This is a genomic window from Kitasatospora sp. NPDC088861 (assembly GCF_044750105.1).
Classification (GTDB): Bacteria; Actinomycetota; Actinomycetes; order Streptomycetales; family Streptomycetaceae; genus Kitasatospora.
Genome location: NZ_JBIVJF010000033.1, coordinates 60,814 through 78,507 on the forward strand (window position 1 = coordinate 60,814; position 17,694 = coordinate 78,507).

Sequence of the window (17,694 nt, forward strand, 5' to 3'; positions counted from 1 at the left end):
CGGGTGGCTCACGCGGTGGGGCCGAAGGTGACGGTGAAGCCGCTGCAGCGGCTGCACTGCTGCATCACCTTGTTGCCCGGCACCTGGTCCTGCTTGGACCACGTGTAGGCCTTGGGACACTTCGCGCTGAGCGCGCGGCTGTAGCTGCTGGGGGTGTCCCGGCTGGGGTTGGTGCACAGCATCGGCTTGCCGTCCGGCCCGCGCGTCAGGTCGGCGGGCGGGCAGTAGGGCAGCAGGTTCGCCGCGCAGCCCCGCGTGTCGCAGCCCCCGCTGGCCGGGATCGTGGCGTTCACCGGAGTGATCGTGATCGGCAGCGAGAACGCGTTCACGTAGCTCACGTCGTACCAGGGGGCGGCGCCGTCCTTGGCGTCGAAGTTGAACTCCGCGAGGCTGGCGGGTTGTTCGCCCGTCGTGCAGTGGTCGGCGGCCGGGCCGCAGTCGGCCACCCGGCAGTGGAAGGTGCTGCCAAGGGCCCCGCCGCATCCCTGGCGTGCGAAGAACTTCCCACGCCAGTGGAACGGGGCGGCCGTCTCGGGGATCGTCACCGTCGCCGACTGGCCGGGAGCCAGGACCGGCAGCCGGGTGAACTGCTTCGACCCGTCGGCGTTGACGCCGCTTCCGATCCACAGCTTCTGCGACGAGTGGTTCACGAACGTCACCGTGTGGTTGACCGCGGCGGCCGCAACCGGCGCGGTGCGGGTCGGCGCCGCCGCACCCGTGACGGTCGCGCCCGTCGCCGCGCCCGCACCCGTGACGGTTGCACCCGTGACGGTCGCGCCCATCGCCGCGCCCGCGTTCGGCAGTACCACGGTCAGTGCGGTGGCGGCCGCCGCGACGAACAGCCTGGTCAGGAATCCGCGCATGACTTCTCCGTTCCGCTCAGCAGGTCAGGTTGGTGCCGGGGTAGGCGCTCATCGCGCCGACCAGTGCGTCGTAGGTGTAGAACCGGTCCCTGTTCGGGAACATCCGGTCGAACTGGGCCTTGCCCATGACGAAGCCGGCCCGGTCCGCCGCCGTCGCGTGTGCCGGTCCGGCCGTCGACAGGCCGGTGGCGTGGGCGGAGGCGGGCAGGGCGATCGCCGATACGGCCGCCGCCGCGGCGGCGATCCTCAAGGCCGTGCGTCGAAGGGACACGCGGGGCCTTCCTCCCGTTGCGGAATGCGGGACATCGGGTCCGCCGGTCTTCTGGTGCCACCGGCGGGTGTGGTCGGGCCGTTCGGGCCGGCCTGGCCGGCGCCGCGGTGGTGTGTCAGGAGCAGGTCTTGTCCGGGTGGTCATGGGTGATGGCGCAGATCATCGCCTTTGCCCGGCCGTTGTTCGGATACCTGAGCTGAAGCTCGTCCTCGAAGTCCTTCCACTGGCGTGCGATGTCCTTGACGGCGAGGTCGTAGGCGTGGTCGAAGTTGTGGGCGACGACCGAGCGCGGACTGTCCTTCGTGTCCTTGTTCAGGACCCCGTCATGAGTGACGCGACCCGTGCAGTTGGAAACCGTCCCGCTGTGGTCGCGGTCCGGATAGCAGCCCGTCGCCAGGTCGTGAGGGATGTGGCCAGTGGCGTCCTTGACCCAGTCCGCCCTGCTCATGGAGCTGTAACGACCGATGGAGAAGAACACGGGCAGGTCGGTGCGCCCCAGGCCGGGGGGGTTCTTGACGCCGATGGCTCCCGGGCCGGCCTGGTCGACCCAGTTGCTGTGGGCGTAGAAGTCCTCGATCTGATGCCAGCCGCGGCCCAGGTCCTCCAGCACCTCGCACTTCGCCCGTCCCGGTCGGTCGTTCCACGAGCAAGCCGGGGAGATGGAGGTCTGGGTGGCGATGACGCGCCCGTTCGCGTCGACCAGCCGGTCCGCGGCGGCGACGGCCCTCCTGACGTGGTCGATGGAGCCCTCGACGCAGTCGATGATCTCGGCGTTGGCCTGCTCGCGGGTGCGGGGGTAGCGGCTGTCGTACCTGGGGTCGAGGTAGTCGGCGTTGTCGCAGTGGAGCTTGCCGATGCCGAAGTACTCGCCGTGGTCGTTGGCGACGATCGCGCCCGAGTTCCCGTCCGCCATCGCCGTCAGCGAGTTCTGGTGCCAGCCCCCCGGCCCCAGGGCGGCCCGGGTGATCTTCTCGTGGTTCCCCCCGCTGAAGGCGTGCGCCGGTGTCGCGGCACCGAGGACGACGGCACACGCCATCGCGGCGCACGCGGCGCCGGAAGCGCGCAGGCGCTGCCGACGGGAAACGGAGAGGGGATTCATGAGGTCTCCAGTCGCACGATGGACGTCTTCGGCAGGTGTGCGTCCGGGCATGGAGTCCCGTCCGTACTGCGCAGGCCATGGCGGACCCATGGCGGCGCTTGGTGACGAAGCGTCACCGAGCCTGCACCCGTACGTTAGTCGCCGTGCCCGCAGCCCGACAGACCGCCAGTGCCCCACGGGCCTGCGGCCGCGCATCGCGGTGTCCCCGTGCCACGAGGCCCAGGCGCCCGGTCCCGTTCACGGGAACGGGCAGCACAGCCTCCCGGCCTCCTTCCGGCCCGGGCTTGTCCACCCGTGGCCCGCCCCCGCACCAAACAGAGCAGGGATTCTGCAGAGTCCCCTCTGCAAGCAGAACGTCAATTCTTCTTGACGGAGGGCGCGGTGCCACGGCTCACCGACGCACGCAAGGAACTCCGGCGCACCCAGATCACCGAGGCCGCCGTAGGCTGCTTCAGCCGCGACGGCCTGGAGCGGACCTCGATCGCCGACATCACGGCCGAGTCCGGCCTCTCGACCGGCTCGATCTACGCCCACTACCGCAGCAAGGACGACCTGGTCCGGGCCTCCGCCCACGCGCTGCTCGCCAAACGCGCTGAAGCCCTCGGCGAATACGTTGCGAGCGACAGCCCGCCCGACCTCGACGAACTGCTCGCCCGCCTGATCGCCACGATCGACCCCGCCGAGGCCCGGGTCGGCGTGCAGACCTGGGGCGAGGCGACCACCAACCCGGCCATCCGCGGCATCGTCGCCGACACGGTCGACCGGATGCGCGCCATGCTGCTCGACTGCGTCACAGCCCACCTGGCCAAGGTCGAAGACCTCGCCCCGGCCGCGACGACCGGCTGACCAACCGCGGAGAAGGAGGAACTGCGGTCCGCCGCGGCGGTGACTGTGGTGACGGCCTTGAGGACTTCGGGGGCGGTGAGGTGGACGGGTGTTGACCGGTTGGGTGGTGTGCTGGTCGAGCGGGGTGAGCCGGTTGGTGGTGGTGCCGGTGAACGGGCCGAAGTCGCCGTCCGCGGTCAGAAGGTTCGGGGGGCGTACGCGGTGATGCGGAAGTGCTCCTCGGCCGGGCGCGGGAGCGTGCGGGTCCGGCGGTAGGTCGTGTCGGCCCCGATCGGTCCCGGGGAGGCCTGCTCGGTGGTGTCGAGTGCGTAGTCCCAGCGTCGGAGGTTTTCGGGCCGTGCGAGGTGGGCGTGCGAGGTGGCCGTGCGGGGTGGCCGTGCGAGGTGGGCGTGCGGGGTGGGCGAAGACCTCGCTGACGGGCGCGTCGACGGTCGGGGTGTTCTCGAACCGGGTGGTCGTTCCTTCCCCGGCGCGCGGTCGGCCGGTCCTGTGCGGCCGTGCGGTCCCGTGCGGGCCGTGGCGTCGGTCGGGGGCGGGGTGTCAGTCGAGGGCGAGGCGTTTGTTGAGGGCCTCGCCCGAGGGCAGGGGGTCGATGAAGTTGTGCAGGAACGTGAGCATCGCGTCGGTGTCCAGGCCCTGACAGACGGTGTCCATCGCGGCGTAGAGGGACTCCTCGATCCCGGCGACGGCGGTGGCCAGGCGTTCGCCCTCGGGGGTGAGGCTGAGCTGGAGGTAGCGGCGGTCCGCGGCGTCGGTGCGGCGCTCGACCAGCCCGGCCGCGACGACGCGTTCGACCAGCCGGCTGGGGTTGGTGCCGCTCTCGCACACCAGGAGTTGCCCGAGCCCGTTGAGGCTCAAGGTGCCGTGCTGCTGGAGCAGGCGCAGCACCTCGGCCTGTGACGGGGTGATGCCGTGCGGTTTGAGGGCCTGGATCAGCAGCCGGTTGCCTTCGCGCTGGGCCGCCAGGATCGCGAACCGCAGGTGTTCGGCCTTACGCATCGGCGTCTCGCCGGGTGGTCGGCACGGTGGCGAGGAAGTCGTTGACCGCGGCGGCGTAGGTGGCCGGGTGGGAGAAGCGGAACATGTGGCCGGTGCGCGGCAGCACGACCTCCCGGGCGTCGGGGATGCCCGCGAGCATGACCTTGGAGGCGTTCTCGCCGATCAGTACGTCGTGGGAGGGGGTCAGGATCAGGGCCGGGACCTGGACCCGGCCCAGCGCGTCGACGTAGTCGGCGGTGAGGACGGCCCGCAGGCGGGCGCCGAAGGAGACGGCGGGGGTGTTGGCGAGGAACAGTTCGCGGCTGCGCGCCTGGCTCCAGGGCACCTGGCCCTCGCCGTCGAACGGGGAGGTGAGGCGGTGGGCGTGGGCGCGCAGTGTCAGCTGCCGGTAGAGCGGCCCGCGGGCCCTGCCGATCGCCTGCATCAGGGCCTTCCACGGCTTCGAGTCGACCGGGTTGGCCGCGAAGCCGCCGGACGCGACCAGGGCGCGCAGGCCCCGCGGGCGGCGGGTCGCCAGTGCGAGGGCGATGTTCGCGCCGAAGGAGTCGCCGACCAGCACGTAGTCGTCCAGGTCCGCGATCGCGCTCTCGACGTGGTCGGCGTAGCGCTCGATGTCGTCGACGCCCTCGGGCAGGCGCAGCGTCCGTTTGGGTGCCTCGCCGTAGGGGGCCAGTTGCTCGGCGCTCCACGGGGCGCCGGAGAAGCAGGGGATGAAGACGAGGGTCGGATTCTTCTCTGAAGTGCTCATATCGGACACATTACACGACACATGTGTCGTGGCATATGTGGTCCAGGTCATCTTCCTGGTCTGTTTTCCCTGGACTCGCCCGGCCTCGGGAGCGGTGCGAGCCTCCCTGGCGCGCGGAAGGCGGTCACCAGGCCGCGGGGCGCCTCGAAGGCATCGATCCAGCGTCCTTCGGCGCCGTCGCCGCGATCATCGCCACGGCCCCGGTCGGCTGCCCGCGCGGCACCACCCGCTCCTTGGTCTCTCGGGGGGTCCGACACCGGGACCACCGTGCCCGACCCGCCGGCCGCATCGTCCGGTCGGCCACCGGGGGTGCCGGGACACGGTCGCGGCGCGGACGGCGGCGGGACGGCGGTCTTCTTCCGATGGAGCCACTGGAGTTGCATGTCGGTCAGTTCTGCAGGGAGCACCACCGAGGGACAGGGGGGTGTCCGGGAACGCTGTCGGAGGCCTCGATCGCGCAGGGCCTGGCGTACGGGGGCTGGCGGACGGCGTCGATCGTGGTCTGGCTCGTGGTCCTGGCCCTCGGCCGGATGCCGCAGCCGCTGTACGAGGCGACGGCCGCGGTCCTGCGCTACCGGATGCGCCACACGATCTACCTGACGATGCTTTCGTCGGCCTACCCCGAGCGCCTGTTCGGCGAGGAGCCGGGCAGCGAACCGGAGGGCCCGGCGTCGGGCACCCGTCCGCTGGTCCTGGTCGGTGCCGGGCGCGGCCTGCTCGTCCTCTTCCTCCTGCTCGGCCTGGCCTCCTGGGCGACGGGGTCGGTCGCCGCCTCGGTGAACTCGGACGACGACGGCAACGACGAGTTCGTCAACCCCACCCAGCGCGTCGTCGCGCCCCTCGTCCCGGGCCCCGCCGACCGCGTGCCACGGGGCCCGCCCGCGACGGCTCCGCCGAGGGACGGCCCCCCGTGGGGGGCCGGTCACAGGGGCACGGCCTCCTGTGACCGGCCGGTGGTTCAGTTGATGTGGAGCGTCGTGATGGTGCCGTAGTTCTTGGTGATGGCCTGGTTCTTGCCGAAGGTGTGGCGGTAGAGGGAGCCGTCGCCGGGCTCGTACTCGAAGTACCCGGCGTTGTTGCCGCTGCTGAAACTCGTGACCGACCTCTGGTCGATCCAGATGTCGCCGGCGTTCGCGAAGCACCTCCTGAAACCGGTGCCGTTGTCGTTGGTGATGCCGATGGTGAAGTAGTCGCTGGCGAACAGGCATTCGGCGAAGTTGACTTCGTTGGTCGCGTGGGCGGGCACGGTGCCGACGGCCAGAGCCATCATGGCGACCCCGGCGGCCACGGCGATTCGTCGCTTCAGCATGACGCAAACTCCCTGGTGTGTGAGGTGGGGCATGCGAGTCGAACTGAAGGGACACTAACAAGAGGTGTTCAGGTCACAACCTGGTGTAACGATTTTCGGACATCATTCCATTTCCCGGGACTTTTGCCGGACTTTGCTGAGCTGAATTCCGCACCTGCCACACCTGCCACACCTGTCACCTGTCACACGGACCCGCATGGCCGTCCGGGCCGCGCCGATCCCTCGGCGCGGGGTGCGGGTCGCGTGTCGGGGGCCTGGTCCTTTGTCTGGCCACCGGAGCTGATCCTGCCGACACCGGATGAAGGGGAGGACCCGCCCGCACGACCACCCGGTCGGACTCTCGCACCCTGCGGTGTCCCACCGTCGCCGGACGCCGCGCCGCCGCCACGCTTCCGGCCCGGACCGAACCCGCCGCGCTGCGCCCGGACCACCCGAGGACACCGGCGGCGTACTGCGAGCACGTGCTCGACGTCGCCGTCAGCGCTGGCCTCGTCCTGGCGGAGAACACGGGCGAGAAGGTCCCGGCCGAGGAACAGACGGCCCATTGACCGTCGCACTCGACAAGGCCGTCGCCCAGACCGGGCGTCTTCGTTCGTGATGGCCGGGTAGGTGTCCCGCGTCGATGTGATCAGCTAGGTGGATGGGGGTGGCCTGCGGGGCCGTGCCGCTTTCGGCCGCTGGTTTTGCTCTGCTGTCGGAAGTTTCGGGCGCTGACCGGGGCGGCGCTGGTGCGGCTGTGCGGGCGGGAGCGCCTGCACGACCTGCTCCTCCAGGAAGGCGGCGGCGGGCCGTTGCGTATACGGACCTGCTCGCCGTGCTGCGCCCGGGCGCGTGGATCGTGAGCGATCGCCTGGTACACGCGGGTCGTGTGGCTCACCTGCCCGCGCACCGTCAGTCCCCTCTGACGTGCGAGGATCCCCCGTATGTTGACCGTGGAGCAGGGCCGGCTGGACGGGACTGACTCGGGGCTGTTCGTGCTGTGTCCCGAGACGGTCGCCGAGGGGTGGACGGGCTGCGACGAGGCCTTGTTGGAGGCCGCCGCGGACTACGCGGCCGCCTACCCGGTGCCCGGGCACGGGGACGTGCTGGTGTTGGGCGGGGAGCCGCTGCTGGTCGGGTGGCCGGCCGAGGAGCGGGTGTTCGTCAGGCCGCTCCACTTCGACTGCGCGGACGACGTCCGGCCGCTGGTGCGCGAGGCGCTGCGGTCGGGGGTGTGGGAGGACGGGCCGTTCCTCGACCTGACCGCCGGGCGGTACCTGCTCACGGACGTCTTCTACGACGGTGAGCCGTCCTCGAGCGCGGCGAGTACCTGACCGTCGAGCTCCCGCCCGGGCGCTACCTGGTCCAGTCGCTGAAGGCCGAGCCCGACAGGCGGGCGCAGTTCCATCTGGAGCGCCTGCTGCCACGGTGAGCGGACGTCCGGGGCCCTGTGCGGAGACGGGCGGCCCTGAAGTCCGGGGCCGGTGCGGGCACTGGGGCGGTGCCGCTCCCGGCCCACCGGGCGGTCGTCACCGGCCTGGAGGCGAAACTCGGTCCACCGCACGCCGGACGAGCTGATGGCCCGCGCCCTGGCCCTTGCCGGCCCCGAACACGAGGACTGGTTCGCGTCGTTGTTCCGGGTCGCCGAGCCGCAGAGCCAGGACAGGTTCGACTGGGCCCGCGCGGTCGCGGAGGAGGCCGAGGACGGCGGCGAGCTCGATCGCCGGCGCTTCGCGTTCGACGTGATCAACTTCTTCGGCTTCGGCTTCGGCTTCGATGCCGACAACGACGACGAGTCGCCGTTCACCCGGGAGGCCGCATAGTTCCTCCGGCCCCGGCTGGACACCGAGCAGGACCCGTACGCCCTGCACACCGTCATCGCGGCCTTCACCGGCTACTGCTCCCGCGAGGAGCTCGCGGCCGTCCTGGCCCACGCCGACCACCCGGACCCGGGTGTTCGCCACTGCGTCGCTCTGGCGTTCCCCGCCCTCCTGGGCGACCGGCCCGACACGCTCGCCGTCCTTTTCTGCGCCTGGTCGACGACCCTGCTTCCGTCACCCGGTCCGCTTCACAGCTTCACTCACTTCCCCCTCGGCACCCGCGTCCTGCTGGACATCCCTGCTCTGCGCGCCGTGCTGGCGGCCCACCTCACCGACCCCCACTTCGACGCCCGCCTCGAAGCCGCCGCAGCCCTGGCCCTGCGCGGCGACGAACGCGGCACGCCGGTCCTCGACGAGATCCGCCGCGGCAGCGGTACCGCTGCTCCCGCCCGCGCGGGCCGCCTCGCCTGAAACCGACCATCACCGGCGCCCCGCTGGCTTTTCCTGGGGGAAACCTACCAACCGCAGGTCATCGGGCGGCGGTTTCCGCCCCCAGGGACCCACCGTGGGTCGGGGCACGGCACCTCCAGATCGGGCTTTAGGAGACTGGGGCCCGGGTAAAGGCTTTCCTGATGAGCGAGTTTCTCGGCGGACCGAGGTACACAGCACCTGCTCAGGGGGATGGCCATGGGATTTGATCCATGCATGGCGTATGCAAAAGCTTGTTTCGGACGCCAGGATGGCCTTTGACCGGGGCGATACCGACTTCGCCGCTGTTTTTGATATCGACGGCCCCGGCGTGACGATGAAGAAGATCCGCAAAGAGATCGACTTGAGCGTCAGAGCAGTGGAGGCAGCCGGCTGGCCGTGCATCGGGGTTCGGTCGTTCCTCGCGGAGATCCAGATCGGCTTCATCCGGGGAGACTGAGCGGCGAGCAGACGCCGACACGGTGCGGCCCGCTCGCCGGCCATCGCGGCCGATCAGGCCGACGCTCTCGCCCACGCCGCCCACGCGCCGGCATGCCGCTGAAGTCAACGCCCGTACGGCCGAATTGAGGCTCGTGTCCCCGAAGTCGAGGGCACCGCGAAGCTGACGTCCCGGGAACCGGCCGCCCGTCAGGTCGCCCGGATGATCCTCGACGCCACCTCCTTGGGCCGGCCGGGAAGTCGCCGACTGTATCGGGGACCGACGCGCACGGCGGGTCTGTTCGTGATGCCCAGTCACCATTTCGCGGTGACGGAACCCGGGACCACCTGCCTGCCTGGCCGGTCGGGTCCGGGGTGTGGCGATCTCGCGGCCGGCGGTTACCGTCCGGGTTCCAAGGCCGCAGGGCCGGCCCGGTGCGGACGCAGGACGGTTGTGCGCGGGTGGATCGCTTCATGATCACCCGTCCCCGGGACGCCGGTACCAGCGGGCACCAGGTCCCGCCGGCGCCACCGGGCCGGAAATTCTTCGGCACGATCCCGTACTGCTAACCCTCCAGAGCCATCCATGACAGGAAGATTTCCCGTTCCGCGCGTCGATGCCGCCACCGCAAGGGGTTCCTGTGCGGCGAGACCTGCCCGACCGCGCCCGCATCGCGTGCGGGGCGGCGACCGCTTCTCCCACAGCGTCGCCCAGCCCTCCTCCTACTCCACCGGTTCCTCGGAGCGTCGCTTCCTCGTCCGACCAGCGGCAGTAGCTCATGAAGCAGGCGGTCCGTGAGGGACCAGAGGATGTGACCTGCGGATTTTCGGCGGGACCAGCCAGGGTGACCGGCGGCCCGGTACCCGTCCGCGTTCTCCCCTCGTCATATCTCGATCCGTCGTTTCCACCAGGGAAGGTCACCCGGTGCGAACGGGTCGTTGACTGTCCGGGCGAGGATGCGTTCGTCGAGAGGCCCGAGTTCTCTGCGCAGTTCTCGGCGGGCCCGGGTCCGCAGGGCCCGAACGGCCCGTTCCAGCAGGGTCCTGACGTGGTAGTACCCGCTTCGCAGGTCCGTATCGTCGTATCCGTACCACGCCGCCAGGTCGCGGCGCGGGCGCGTGCCGGCGGGAAAGGCCGGACACCGTCCGGTCGGCCTCGGCTGGCCGGTAATCCGTCACCGCGCAGCCGCGGAAGGAAGTCTGTCCGGTGGACGGGGGCTGGGTACTCCTCGACTCACCGTTGTGACGGCGCGTAGCGTGACAGACCATGAGATCGTTGATCCGCCGCGCGTGGTTCCTCCCGTTGACCGGCGCCCTGGCCGCACTGCTGGCGCTGGTTCTCAGCACGGTCGCGGCACTGTCGCAGTGGCGGACGGCGAGCCGCATCGACGCCGCACCGTTACGGGTGGACGCGACCATCACCGCTGCTGTGGCCATGAAGGGCGGAACGAGGTACACGCTCACCTACCGGGTTGCCGACCGCGACTACAGCACCGACTCCCTCACGCCGCACGGCGTCAGGTCACCGGGCATCGGTGCGACGGTCCTGCTGGAGGTCGCAGCCGACGACCCCGAGGCCTCACGCGTCACCGGCAGCCATTACCCCGACGACGCCCTCCAGCCCACGATGATCCTCGTGGCCACCGCCGCCGTTGCCGGCCTCGCCATCTCCCTGCGCTTCCTCCACACGGCCACCAGACGCAACCGCCCGAGCCCCTGAACCAACCCCGTCCTGGCTGTTCCGCGGCGGCTGCGTGGCCTGTCCCGGCTCGCTTTGTCCCCTGGGGCGGGGGCGCTTGTTCGCTGGTCTGGTCTGCCATCGGTGACCGCCCTGGCTGCCGTGGGCCGGCCCGGTAGGGACGCAGGACAGTCGTGCGCGGGTGGATCGCCTCATGACTGCCCATCCCCGGGTCGCCGATACCAGCGGCCATCAGCCCCGTCAGCGCTGCTGGACCGGAAATTCTTCGGCGTGCTCCCGCCCGGATGACCCCTTGAAGCCATCCACGACAGGAGGATTTCCCGTTTCGCGCGTCGCGCCATCGGGGCCGCCCGGTGCCGCGTGGCCTGCCCGGCTGCGCCCCGACCGACCGGGCCTTGTTCCCGCAGTCCTCCCGCCGTCCCCGGCCGTGCCCCCGTAGTTGTGGCAGGCGTCGGCCGTCCCATCCTGCTGCGCCCCGGGGATGACGTCGTCCCGATCGCTGCTCTCTTCGGCGCCGCCGCCCGCAGCCTGTTGTCGGGGTTCTCTTGTCGGTCGTCGTCACCGCCCCGCCTCGGGGGTGGTGAGAGCCTGTTCGCCGCCCCGGTCTGTCGTCGGTGACCGCCTGCCCCGGTCTGCCCCGCTCGGGCCCGCTCCCGGCCTGGCTGCCGCACTGTCGTCCCCCGGCCGGATGAGGCAAAAAGGGGGGGCTGCCCGGGGCCGAGCTGTTCGGGCCTGCTGTGCCCGCATGGTCGTCGTGCCCGTCATGGCCAGGATGGTGGCGAGCCCGGTGTCCCCGCCTGCCCGCCTGCCCGCCCTGCCGCCCCGCTGCCCTGCCGCCCCGCATCGCCGACTGTCGTCGCGGTCGCCTCCTCCCCGCCTCGTGCCCTCGCGGGCCGGGTTGACGGCCCGTCGGCGGGTGGTCGGATTGTTGGTGCGGTCAGGGGCTCGGGGGAGTGTGTTCCGGGCCCCGCCGGGGTGGAAGGCTGGGACGGCCTCGGGGCGCGGTGTCGGTGAGGTGGCGGTGGGCGGCGTGGAGGTGTTCAGCGGCTTGGCGCAGATGGTGGCAGGCCATGGAGGGAGAGACCGCGCTGTAGGGGCGGAGCCATCGTTCGGCGGCGTGGACGCGGGCGAGGGCGGCGGTGAGGGCCTGGTGGGCCGGCCGCATCGAGGGGATCTCGGCGACTTCGTCCGCGGTTCGGGCGAGCAGGACGGCGAGGTCCTCGGTGTCGGGCCACGCGCCGTCGGTGAAGTCGTGGCCCCACAAGGCCAGTCGGGCCGCGCATATCCCGACCCAGGCCTCCAGCCGGTCTTCCCAGGACGGCGGCCTGGCGGGCGGGGACGGGGGCGGGTTCGCAATGATCGGCACCCGAACATGATCCGCCCACGGGCCACGGTTGCGTGGCCGTTTCACCGGAACCTGTTGACGACCTGTTGCACAACCCCACCCGGTACCGCCCAGGGCCGGGAGACGGTCGGGGAACTGTTCCCGGGTGCAGAGGGGGCGGGAGACGGGCCAGGAGTGCTTCCGGCGGCCGCCCGCCCGGGCCGCACAAGGGCCAGGACGAGGTGGTCCCTCCCGTGGGCCGGGGATACGGCCGACGGGCGGCACAAGCACCTCCGCACAGGTACACCCGTCCTGGATCCGTACGGGAGTTCTCCGGCCCTCGGCGTGAACTGGCCTGACAGGCAAGGGCATCCGGTGCGTAGGATCACCTGTCGACCCGACCGCCCCTGCGGACGCACCGCACCGCACCGCACCTCGCCGATAGGCGCGCCGCACCCGCAGTGCACCGCAACCGCACCACATCGATCAGCGAGGAACGGGCCCGACGACAAGGCCTGGACCAGACCGTAACGGAGACGCCGGATGGAGACGCCGTGACTTCCGGAAGCTCGCAACAAAACCGCCTGACACAGGTACCCGAATCCCTTTGGGCCTTCGGCCGCTGGCAGCACGAGGGCGAAGCGGGCCGCCGGTGGCTGGCGGCCCTGCCGGACACCGTCGCCCAATGGTGCGACCGCTGGAACCTGAAGGTCGACGGGCCACCCATGCACGGCTACAACAGCCTCGTCGTGCCGGTCCGCCGGGGCGGCGAGGCACTGGCACTGAAATTCACGTGGCCCGACCAGCAGATGCAGGAACAGGTACTCGCCCTGCGCCTGTGGAACGGCCACGGCGCGGTCCGCCTGCTCGACACCGACACCACGGCGGGCGTCATGCTGCTGCAACGCCTCGACCACACCCGTCCACTGCGCGACGCGCCACTGACACAGGCCGTCCCCGTGATCGGGACACTGCTACGGCGGCTGGCCATCGAGCCACCCGACGGCCTGCGCACGACGGCAGACATCGCTGCGGGCCACCGACGAGAACTCCCCGCCCAGTGGGAGGAACTCGGCCGCCCGATACCCCGACACACACTCGACCACGCACTGGACCTGGCCGAGGAACTGTCCCACGACGACTACACCGTCCTGGTCAACAACGACCTCCACTACGACCAGGTCCTGCGCACCCCCGACGGACACTGGTCGGTCGTCGACCCGCTGATCGTGCGCGGCGTCCTCGAATACCAGGTCGCACCCCTGCTGTGGAGCCGGTTCGACGAACTCGGCCCCTCGCGCGTCCAGTGGTGCATCGACGCCCTGACCGACGCCGCGGACCTCGACCCCGACCGCGCCCGCAAATGGGCACTACTGCGAGCCGTCGAGTACTGGATATGGGGCCTGCGCGCCGGCTTCACCGAGGACCCGGTGCGCTGCGCCCGGATCGTGGAAGCACTCACCTGACCCCCGCCCCGTCGCGCAGGACGGTAACGGTCAGCGTCAGTCGAGACCGGGCGCCGTGAACCGGCAAGCCTGCCGGACGGGCCCGGGGGAGTCCGGGTGCGGTGGTTTGCGCAGGCGGATCGGGGTGAGAAGAGGGCCGCCCGTGCCCCGCCCCGCCCGCGCCCCGGTTCGCCACCGCCCCAACTGCTGTGAGGCGGTGGCGAGCCGGGTGAACTGGCCTGGTGACCGGCACGGCGGCCCCTTCGGCTGCCCGGACGCACTGATTCGGTTCAGTGCCGGACTCCAGGAACGCGGGTTGATCATCCATGACGGTGGCGCATCGGGCATCGCGGTCGGCTTCTGCCCTTGGCGCGGACAGGGCCTTCCCGAGTCGCAGCGGGATCGCCGGTCCGGCGAACTGGAGCGTCGCGGGGTCGATCCGTGGGAGGAGGAGGTTCCTGCCGAGTTCCAGCACGGGGGCTGGCTCGCTTCGCTACGTCAGGAGGGACGACAGCCGTTGATCCACTTCTGAAACAGGCCGGGCTGTTGCCGGCGAGCAGGTTCTTGACGCCTTGCCCCAGCCGCAACGGGGTTCGTCGGCGACGGCGAACATGCCGGCCGCGAACGTGCCGGCCGCGACAGGGCCGCGTTCGCACGACAGGGCCGCCTTCGGACGGGAACCGCGTTCGTCGTCGCCACAGGCCCGTTCGACCGGGCTAGCCGTGTTCGGTTTCGTCGTGGATGGTCAGTGCTCCGGCAAGGTCGAGGTCGGCGACAGTGCCGTGTGCCCCGGCGCGGACGAGCAGCACTGCGCCGAGCGCGGTGCTCCAGAACGTCCTGGCCTCCACGTCGAGCGGTCGACGGACCCTCCAGCCGCGACCGTCGACGAGCTGGCTCACGAAGCGCTGGGATTGCCGGAACAGCAACTGGAGGTGCCGGTCGACCACAGGGGCGAGTTCGGGCTTGGAGATCCCGGCGGCGAGTGCTCGCGCGACCGATGGGAGCGAGGGCATGGCCAGTACGGCGCGGGCGATGTTGCGCCGAAACGTCGCCGCATCGGGGGCTTGGCGACCGATGCGCTCGATCCGTCGGGCGTCGTGCAGCAAGCCGAGAAAGGCGGCGTGCACGAGCAGCGAGTCCTTGGAGCCGAAGTGGTAGGTGACCTGGTTGGGGAAGGCGCCTGCCGCGTTCGCGATCTCCGCGACGCTCACCTCGGCGCCGGGCCGCTCCTTGCAGAGCCGTGCGGTTGCCTCGATCAGCTGGCGTCTGGTCGCGCGACCGCGGTCACGCGACCGGGCCGGCGTTGGTCGGGCTTCGGTTCGCTTCTTCTCCACACCCGAATTGTATGTGATACAACTAGGCCCGTTCGCTTGTATCGCATACAAGAAAGGTTGAAGGGCATGCACAGGACTGAAGTCGTCGTCACCGGACTCGGCGCGATCACACCACTCGGCGCAGACGTGGAGTCCACCTGGAAAGCCCTGCTCGCCGGCCGGTCGGGCATCCGCGGCGGCGCCCTGCGCGGCCACAAGGACGCCGGCCTTCCCGACACCGCCGCAGGGACGATGGCGATCGACCCCGCCCAGTCGCTGCCGCCGGCGCAGGCCAGGCGGCTCGACCGCTCACAGCAGGCAGCCTTCACCGCAGCAGCCGAAGCCTGGGCCGACGCCGGCGCCCCGCAGGTCGACCCGGACCGGCTCGCATCAGCGATCGGCACGGGCATCGGGGGCGTCCGAACGCTACTGAAGGAAGACGACGTACTGGAGACGGCCGGGACACGGCGCGTCTCACCACGCACGGTACCGATGCTCATGCCCAACGCGGCAGCGGCGCTGATCAGCATCGAATACGGCGCACGGGCCGGGGCCTACACACCTGTCTCGGCATGCTCCTCCGGCGCCGAGGCGATCGCCCTGGGGGCCAGACTCATCCGTGCCGGCGAGGCGGACGTGGTCATCGCGGGCGGGACCGAGGCCGCGATCACCCCGATCACCGTCGCCGGCTTCGCCCAGGCGCAAGCACTGTCGCGGTACACCGCCGAACCCGCCTCGGCGTCCCGGCCGTTCGCCGCGGACCGCAGCGGATTCGTCCTCAGCGAAGGCGCCGCCGTCGTGGTACTCGAAAGCGCCGAGCATGCCAGCCGCCGACGCGCACACGTCCACGCCGTGCTCGCGGGAGCCGGCATCGCCGCCGACGCCCACCACATCACGGCACCCGCTCCCGACGGCTCCGGCCAGGTCTCCGCCATGCGCAAGGCCCTCGTCCAAGCCGGTTTGACTCCCGAGCAGATCAGCCACATCAACGCCCACGCCACCGGAACCCCGGCCGGCGACACCGCCGAGGCACACGCGATCAGAAAGGTCTTCGGCCGCGCCACCGTCACAGCCCCCAAGGCGGCACTCGGCCACCTCTTCGGCGCGGCCGGTGCGATAGAGGCGCTCATCGCCGTCCTCAGCGTGGAACACGGCGTCATCCCGCCGACCCGCAACCTCACCGCAGCCGGCATCGGACCCGACATCGACCTCGATGTCGCCACAGCACGACGAGACATCCCCCAGGAGGCCGTACTCAGCAACTCATTCGGCTTCGGCGGACAGAACGTCTCACTCATCGTCACCCGCGCACAACACCACACATCCCGCACCGCCTCGACGACACCATGACCCACGCGAACCCACCACTGCCCCCACAGGGCCGCTACCGCGTGATCGAACATTGCAAGACCCGTCCGATCACACATATCACCCGCAGGGACGGGGACTTCCTGAGCAGCGGCGCCGAAACGGGTGAACCGGCACCCGCGACACGTCGAACACGGGTTGACTGACCGAAGCTCGACGCCACACAATCAGCCGAACACGACACCGGCCGACGTGGTCACACACATTGAGGAGATGCGGCACGCCCACAAGCGGCCGGCCCCTCGCAACGCCCACGAGCGACGAGATTGTGACCTCGCGCCGCAAAGGCAAGAGCAAGCGCCGCGCAGCCCGGGCCCGTGGTGGGCGCGCTACACGATCCACCTGACGATCCTCGGCGGTGTCTTCCTCGCGGTGTTCCTGACCCGGATCACCGGGACCAGGCAGCGACCGACGGGCGTGGCGGGATACGTCCGGTGGGCGGTCGCGGTGGCCGTCGGGTTCGGCCTGCTAGGGACCAGCGCCGACTCGATCTGGAAGACAACCGAACCCGTGCACCTGTCGGCGACGGAGATCGCGCCGCACTACTACACCGTGAACGAGACGATCGACCTGATGCGCCACCGTCGCAAGCAGCAGGACCAGGTCTGGCCGTGGAACACGTTCGGCCATGTGCGGAGCCTGCCCCACGGATCGGTCATCGCGATCACGGACCAGGGACCGGACATCCGGCTGCCGCTCATCGGCCTCAAGATGGAACGCAAGCTTGTCCAGGTCACGGCCACCGACGACCTCAACGCCCTCTACACCGACCTGCGACGCAGCGGTGCGCAGTACCTCGCGCTCGATCCGTCCAACTGGCGGGACGGCGAGATCGCCAAGGCGGTCAACACGGACCCCGCCCGGTTCCACCTGACCAGCGGGAAAGACCCGGTCCGCGTCTACGCCGTCGGGATCTTCTGCTCGAGCCGTTCATAGGGCGCCTGGCCGCCGAGGGCACCGCGCGGGCGGTGGTAGTCGCCGCAGTCCTCCCGCTCTCGGAGCTTATTACGCCATTCCCCTCGTAGCGTGGAGTCGCGACCAGCGGCGACGTCGAAGGCGTTGTTGGCGCCTCCTGGAATCGGCTCTGCCCGCGCCTCCGTGAAAGCGGTCTGTGGGCGCTACTGCTGCCGCACCTCAGCGTGGGCTCCTGCCTCGAGGAGTTCACGTACGGCGCACCTGTAGCGCCACGATGCCCCGCCAGCCCGCGAGCCAGGTCTCCGTCCCTTCCCCTTCGGTCTTCCCCACCCCCGGCCGGGCGCGCCTGCTGCCCTCCCGCTCCGCCGGGTACGGTTGGCTACCGGGCCGCCGTCGCGGCCTGCCGCATCGCCCGGGTGGGCCGCGGAGTGCTCCGCCCCCGCAGGTCGCAGCCCTATTCCCGGGCGGGAGACAGGTCTAGCATTCCCGCCACGGTGGTCCCGCCACAGCACCACCAGGGCGCCGAGCAGAGCAGCAGCGCCGTGACCCCGGCGCTGCTGGCCTCCCACCGGCCGGGCCCGCACGGAACGCACCCCCGAGGTTCCCGGGCGCGGCCGTGCTGCGCCTCGCCGCGACCCGGGGGCCGCCAGGTGGCAGGCGTGCGCTGGAGAGACCGGGTGGTTCAGCCGCCCAGCGCTAGTGCCGCATCAAGCAACGTTCGCCCTGTCGACCACCTCGCGTAGCCGTTGGTCAGCGGCGTGCTTGTTTCGCCAGATGATGTAGCGGCGGA

At 70.8% G+C, this 17,694-nt stretch carries 19 protein-coding genes and 1 pseudogene; 11 read left to right on the top strand and 9 right to left on the bottom strand.

All coding sequences use genetic code 11. The features are described from left to right. Nucleotides 1-8: 8 nt before the first annotated feature. The 3 genes from ACIP37_RS33360 to ACIP37_RS33370 form a co-directional block, all read right to left on the bottom strand. Nucleotides 9-863 (bottom strand): thaumatin family protein, encoded by an 855-nt coding sequence (locus tag ACIP37_RS33360; protein WP_400811935.1) that lies wholly within the window; start codon nt 861-863, stop codon nt 9-11. Nucleotides 864-879: 16 nt separating this feature from the next. Then, on the bottom strand, nt 880-1,134 hold the full coding sequence (locus ACIP37_RS33365) for a hypothetical protein (RefSeq protein WP_363586058.1): 255 nt from the start codon (nt 1,132-1,134) through the stop codon (nt 880-882). A gap of 115 nt (nt 1,135-1,249) precedes the next feature. Beyond that, on the bottom strand, nt 1,250-2,233 hold the full coding sequence (locus ACIP37_RS33370) for a hypothetical protein (protein WP_400811938.1): 984 nt from the start codon (nt 2,231-2,233) through the stop codon (nt 1,250-1,252). A 381-nt stretch (nt 2,234-2,614) separates the two neighbouring features. Here ACIP37_RS33370 and ACIP37_RS33375 point away from each other — a divergent pair, with 381 nt between their 5' ends. After that, a complete protein-coding gene (locus ACIP37_RS33375; protein ID WP_400811940.1) occupies nt 2,615-3,079 on the top strand; it encodes a TetR/AcrR family transcriptional regulator in 465 nt (154 codons plus the stop codon). Nucleotides 3,080-3,619: 540 nt separating this feature from the next. Here ACIP37_RS33375 and ACIP37_RS33380 read toward each other — a convergent pair. Beyond that, on the bottom strand, nt 3,620-4,078 hold the full coding sequence (locus ACIP37_RS33380) for a MarR family winged helix-turn-helix transcriptional regulator (protein WP_400811942.1): 459 nt from the start codon (nt 4,076-4,078) through the stop codon (nt 3,620-3,622). Then, nucleotides 4,071-4,826: an alpha/beta hydrolase gene (locus ACIP37_RS33385; protein WP_363586062.1), complete on the bottom strand. Its 756-nt coding sequence runs from the start codon at nt 4,824-4,826 to the stop codon at nt 4,071-4,073. The genes ACIP37_RS33380 and ACIP37_RS33385 overlap by 8 nt, the downstream gene beginning before the upstream one ends. 362 nt (nt 4,827-5,188) lie before the next feature. Between ACIP37_RS33385 and ACIP37_RS33390 the strand changes: the two genes are divergently transcribed. Continuing rightward, nucleotides 5,189-5,818 (top strand): DUF4389 domain-containing protein, encoded by a 630-nt coding sequence (locus ACIP37_RS33390; RefSeq protein WP_400811944.1) that lies wholly within the window; start codon nt 5,189-5,191, stop codon nt 5,816-5,818. Here the strand turns inward: ACIP37_RS33390 and ACIP37_RS33395 are convergent. Continuing rightward, a complete protein-coding gene (locus ACIP37_RS33395) occupies nt 5,785-6,135 on the bottom strand; it encodes a beta/gamma crystallin domain-containing protein (RefSeq protein WP_363586064.1) in 351 nt (116 codons plus the stop codon). The genes ACIP37_RS33390 and ACIP37_RS33395 overlap by 34 nt on opposite strands. Nucleotides 6,136-7,058: 923 nt before the next feature. Here ACIP37_RS33395 and ACIP37_RS33400 point away from each other — a divergent pair. From ACIP37_RS33400 to ACIP37_RS33420, 5 genes are all read left to right on the top strand, one after another. Then, entirely contained in the window at nt 7,059-7,448 is a 390-nt protein-coding gene (locus ACIP37_RS33400) for a hypothetical protein (protein WP_400811946.1), read from the top strand. Nucleotides 7,449-7,691: 243 nt separating this feature from the next. Beyond that, complete coding sequence (locus ACIP37_RS33405; protein WP_400811948.1) at nt 7,692-7,937, top strand: hypothetical protein; 246 nt, start codon at nt 7,692-7,694, stop codon at nt 7,935-7,937. Nucleotides 7,938-8,246: 309 nt separating this feature from the next. Beyond that, nucleotides 8,247-8,405 carry a hypothetical protein gene (locus ACIP37_RS33410; protein ID WP_363633115.1) on the top strand — a complete coding sequence of 53 codons (159 nt, stop codon included), beginning with the start codon at nt 8,247-8,249 and terminating at the stop codon, nt 8,403-8,405. A 241-nt stretch (nt 8,406-8,646) separates the two neighbouring features. Continuing rightward, the gene (locus tag ACIP37_RS33415; RefSeq protein WP_363633117.1) at nt 8,647-8,862 is read left to right on the top strand and encodes a hypothetical protein; all 216 of its coding nucleotides are present in this window, start codon (nt 8,647-8,649) and stop codon (nt 8,860-8,862) included. 1,245 nt (nt 8,863-10,107) lie between these two features. Continuing rightward, a complete protein-coding gene (locus ACIP37_RS33420) occupies nt 10,108-10,560 on the top strand; it encodes a hypothetical protein (RefSeq protein ID WP_400811950.1) in 453 nt (150 codons plus the stop codon). A gap of 916 nt (nt 10,561-11,476) precedes the next feature. Here ACIP37_RS33420 and ACIP37_RS33425 read toward each other — a convergent pair. Beyond that, nucleotides 11,477-11,905: a hypothetical protein gene (locus ACIP37_RS33425; protein WP_363633119.1), complete on the bottom strand. Its 429-nt coding sequence runs from the start codon at nt 11,903-11,905 to the stop codon at nt 11,477-11,479. Between the two features lie 512 nt (nt 11,906-12,417). On the opposite strand from ACIP37_RS33425, the gene ACIP37_RS33430 reads away from it, so the two are divergent. Together ACIP37_RS33430 and ACIP37_RS33435 are read left to right on the top strand one after the other, a co-directional pair. Beyond that, on the top strand, nt 12,418-13,329 hold the full coding sequence (locus tag ACIP37_RS33430; protein WP_400811952.1) for an aminoglycoside phosphotransferase family protein: 912 nt from the start codon (nt 12,418-12,420) through the stop codon (nt 13,327-13,329). 142 nt (nt 13,330-13,471) lie between these two features. Next, entirely contained in the window at nt 13,472-13,840 is a 369-nt protein-coding gene (locus ACIP37_RS33435; RefSeq protein WP_400811954.1) for a DUF6980 family protein, read from the top strand. Between the two features lie 184 nt (nt 13,841-14,024). Here ACIP37_RS33435 and ACIP37_RS33440 read toward each other — a convergent pair whose 3' ends face one another. Continuing rightward, nucleotides 14,025-14,642, bottom strand: coding sequence for a TetR/AcrR family transcriptional regulator C-terminal domain-containing protein (locus tag ACIP37_RS33440; RefSeq protein WP_363586073.1), 618 nt, complete (start codon nt 14,640-14,642; stop codon nt 14,025-14,027). A 66-nt stretch (nt 14,643-14,708) separates the two neighbouring features. Between ACIP37_RS33440 and ACIP37_RS33445 the strand changes: the two genes are divergently transcribed. Then, nucleotides 14,709-15,971, top strand: coding sequence for a beta-ketoacyl-[acyl-carrier-protein] synthase family protein (locus tag ACIP37_RS33445; RefSeq protein ID WP_363633125.1), 1,263 nt, complete (start codon nt 14,709-14,711; stop codon nt 15,969-15,971). Nucleotides 15,972-16,202: 231 nt separating this feature from the next. Further along, entirely contained in the window at nt 16,203-16,925 is a 723-nt protein-coding gene (locus ACIP37_RS33450) for a hypothetical protein (RefSeq protein ID WP_400845017.1), read from the top strand. Nucleotides 16,926-17,611: 686 nt separating this feature from the next. On the opposite strand, the pseudogene ACIP37_RS33455 reads toward ACIP37_RS33450, so the two are convergent. Next, a pseudogene (locus tag ACIP37_RS33455) lies at nt 17,612-17,694 on the bottom strand (transposase); the annotation flags it as partial.

Excerpts from the sequence above, each read along its gene's own strand:
- ACIP37_RS33400 (WP_400811946.1), top strand. The coding sequence starts at position 7,059 with ATGTTGACCGTGGAGCAGGGCCGGCTGGACGGGACTGACTCGGGGCTG.
- ACIP37_RS33370 (WP_400811938.1), bottom strand. The coding sequence starts at position 2,233 with ATGAATCCCCTCTCCGTTTCCCGTCGGCAGCGCCTGCGCGCTTCCGGC.
- ACIP37_RS33395 (WP_363586064.1), bottom strand. The coding sequence starts at position 6,135 with ATGCTGAAGCGACGAATCGCCGTGGCCGCCGGGGTCGCCATGATGGCT.
- ACIP37_RS33420 (WP_400811950.1), top strand. The coding sequence starts at position 10,108 with ATGAGATCGTTGATCCGCCGCGCGTGGTTCCTCCCGTTGACCGGCGCC.
- ACIP37_RS33450 (WP_400845017.1), top strand. The coding sequence starts at position 16,203 with ATGCGGCACGCCCACAAGCGGCCGGCCCCTCGCAACGCCCACGAGCGA.
- ACIP37_RS33405 (WP_400811948.1), top strand. The coding sequence starts at position 7,692 with ATGGCCCGCGCCCTGGCCCTTGCCGGCCCCGAACACGAGGACTGGTTC.
- ACIP37_RS33445 (WP_363633125.1), top strand. The coding sequence starts at position 14,709 with ATGCACAGGACTGAAGTCGTCGTCACCGGACTCGGCGCGATCACACCA.
- ACIP37_RS33390 (WP_400811944.1), top strand. The coding sequence starts at position 5,189 with ATGGAGCCACTGGAGTTGCATGTCGGTCAGTTCTGCAGGGAGCACCAC.
- ACIP37_RS33385 (WP_363586062.1), bottom strand. The coding sequence starts at position 4,826 with ATGAGCACTTCAGAGAAGAATCCGACCCTCGTCTTCATCCCCTGCTTC.
- ACIP37_RS33380 (WP_400811942.1), bottom strand. The coding sequence starts at position 4,078 with ATGCGTAAGGCCGAACACCTGCGGTTCGCGATCCTGGCGGCCCAGCGC.
- ACIP37_RS33360 (WP_400811935.1), bottom strand. The coding sequence starts at position 863 with ATGCGCGGATTCCTGACCAGGCTGTTCGTCGCGGCGGCCGCCACCGCA.
- ACIP37_RS33415 (WP_363633117.1), top strand. The coding sequence starts at position 8,647 with ATGCAAAAGCTTGTTTCGGACGCCAGGATGGCCTTTGACCGGGGCGAT.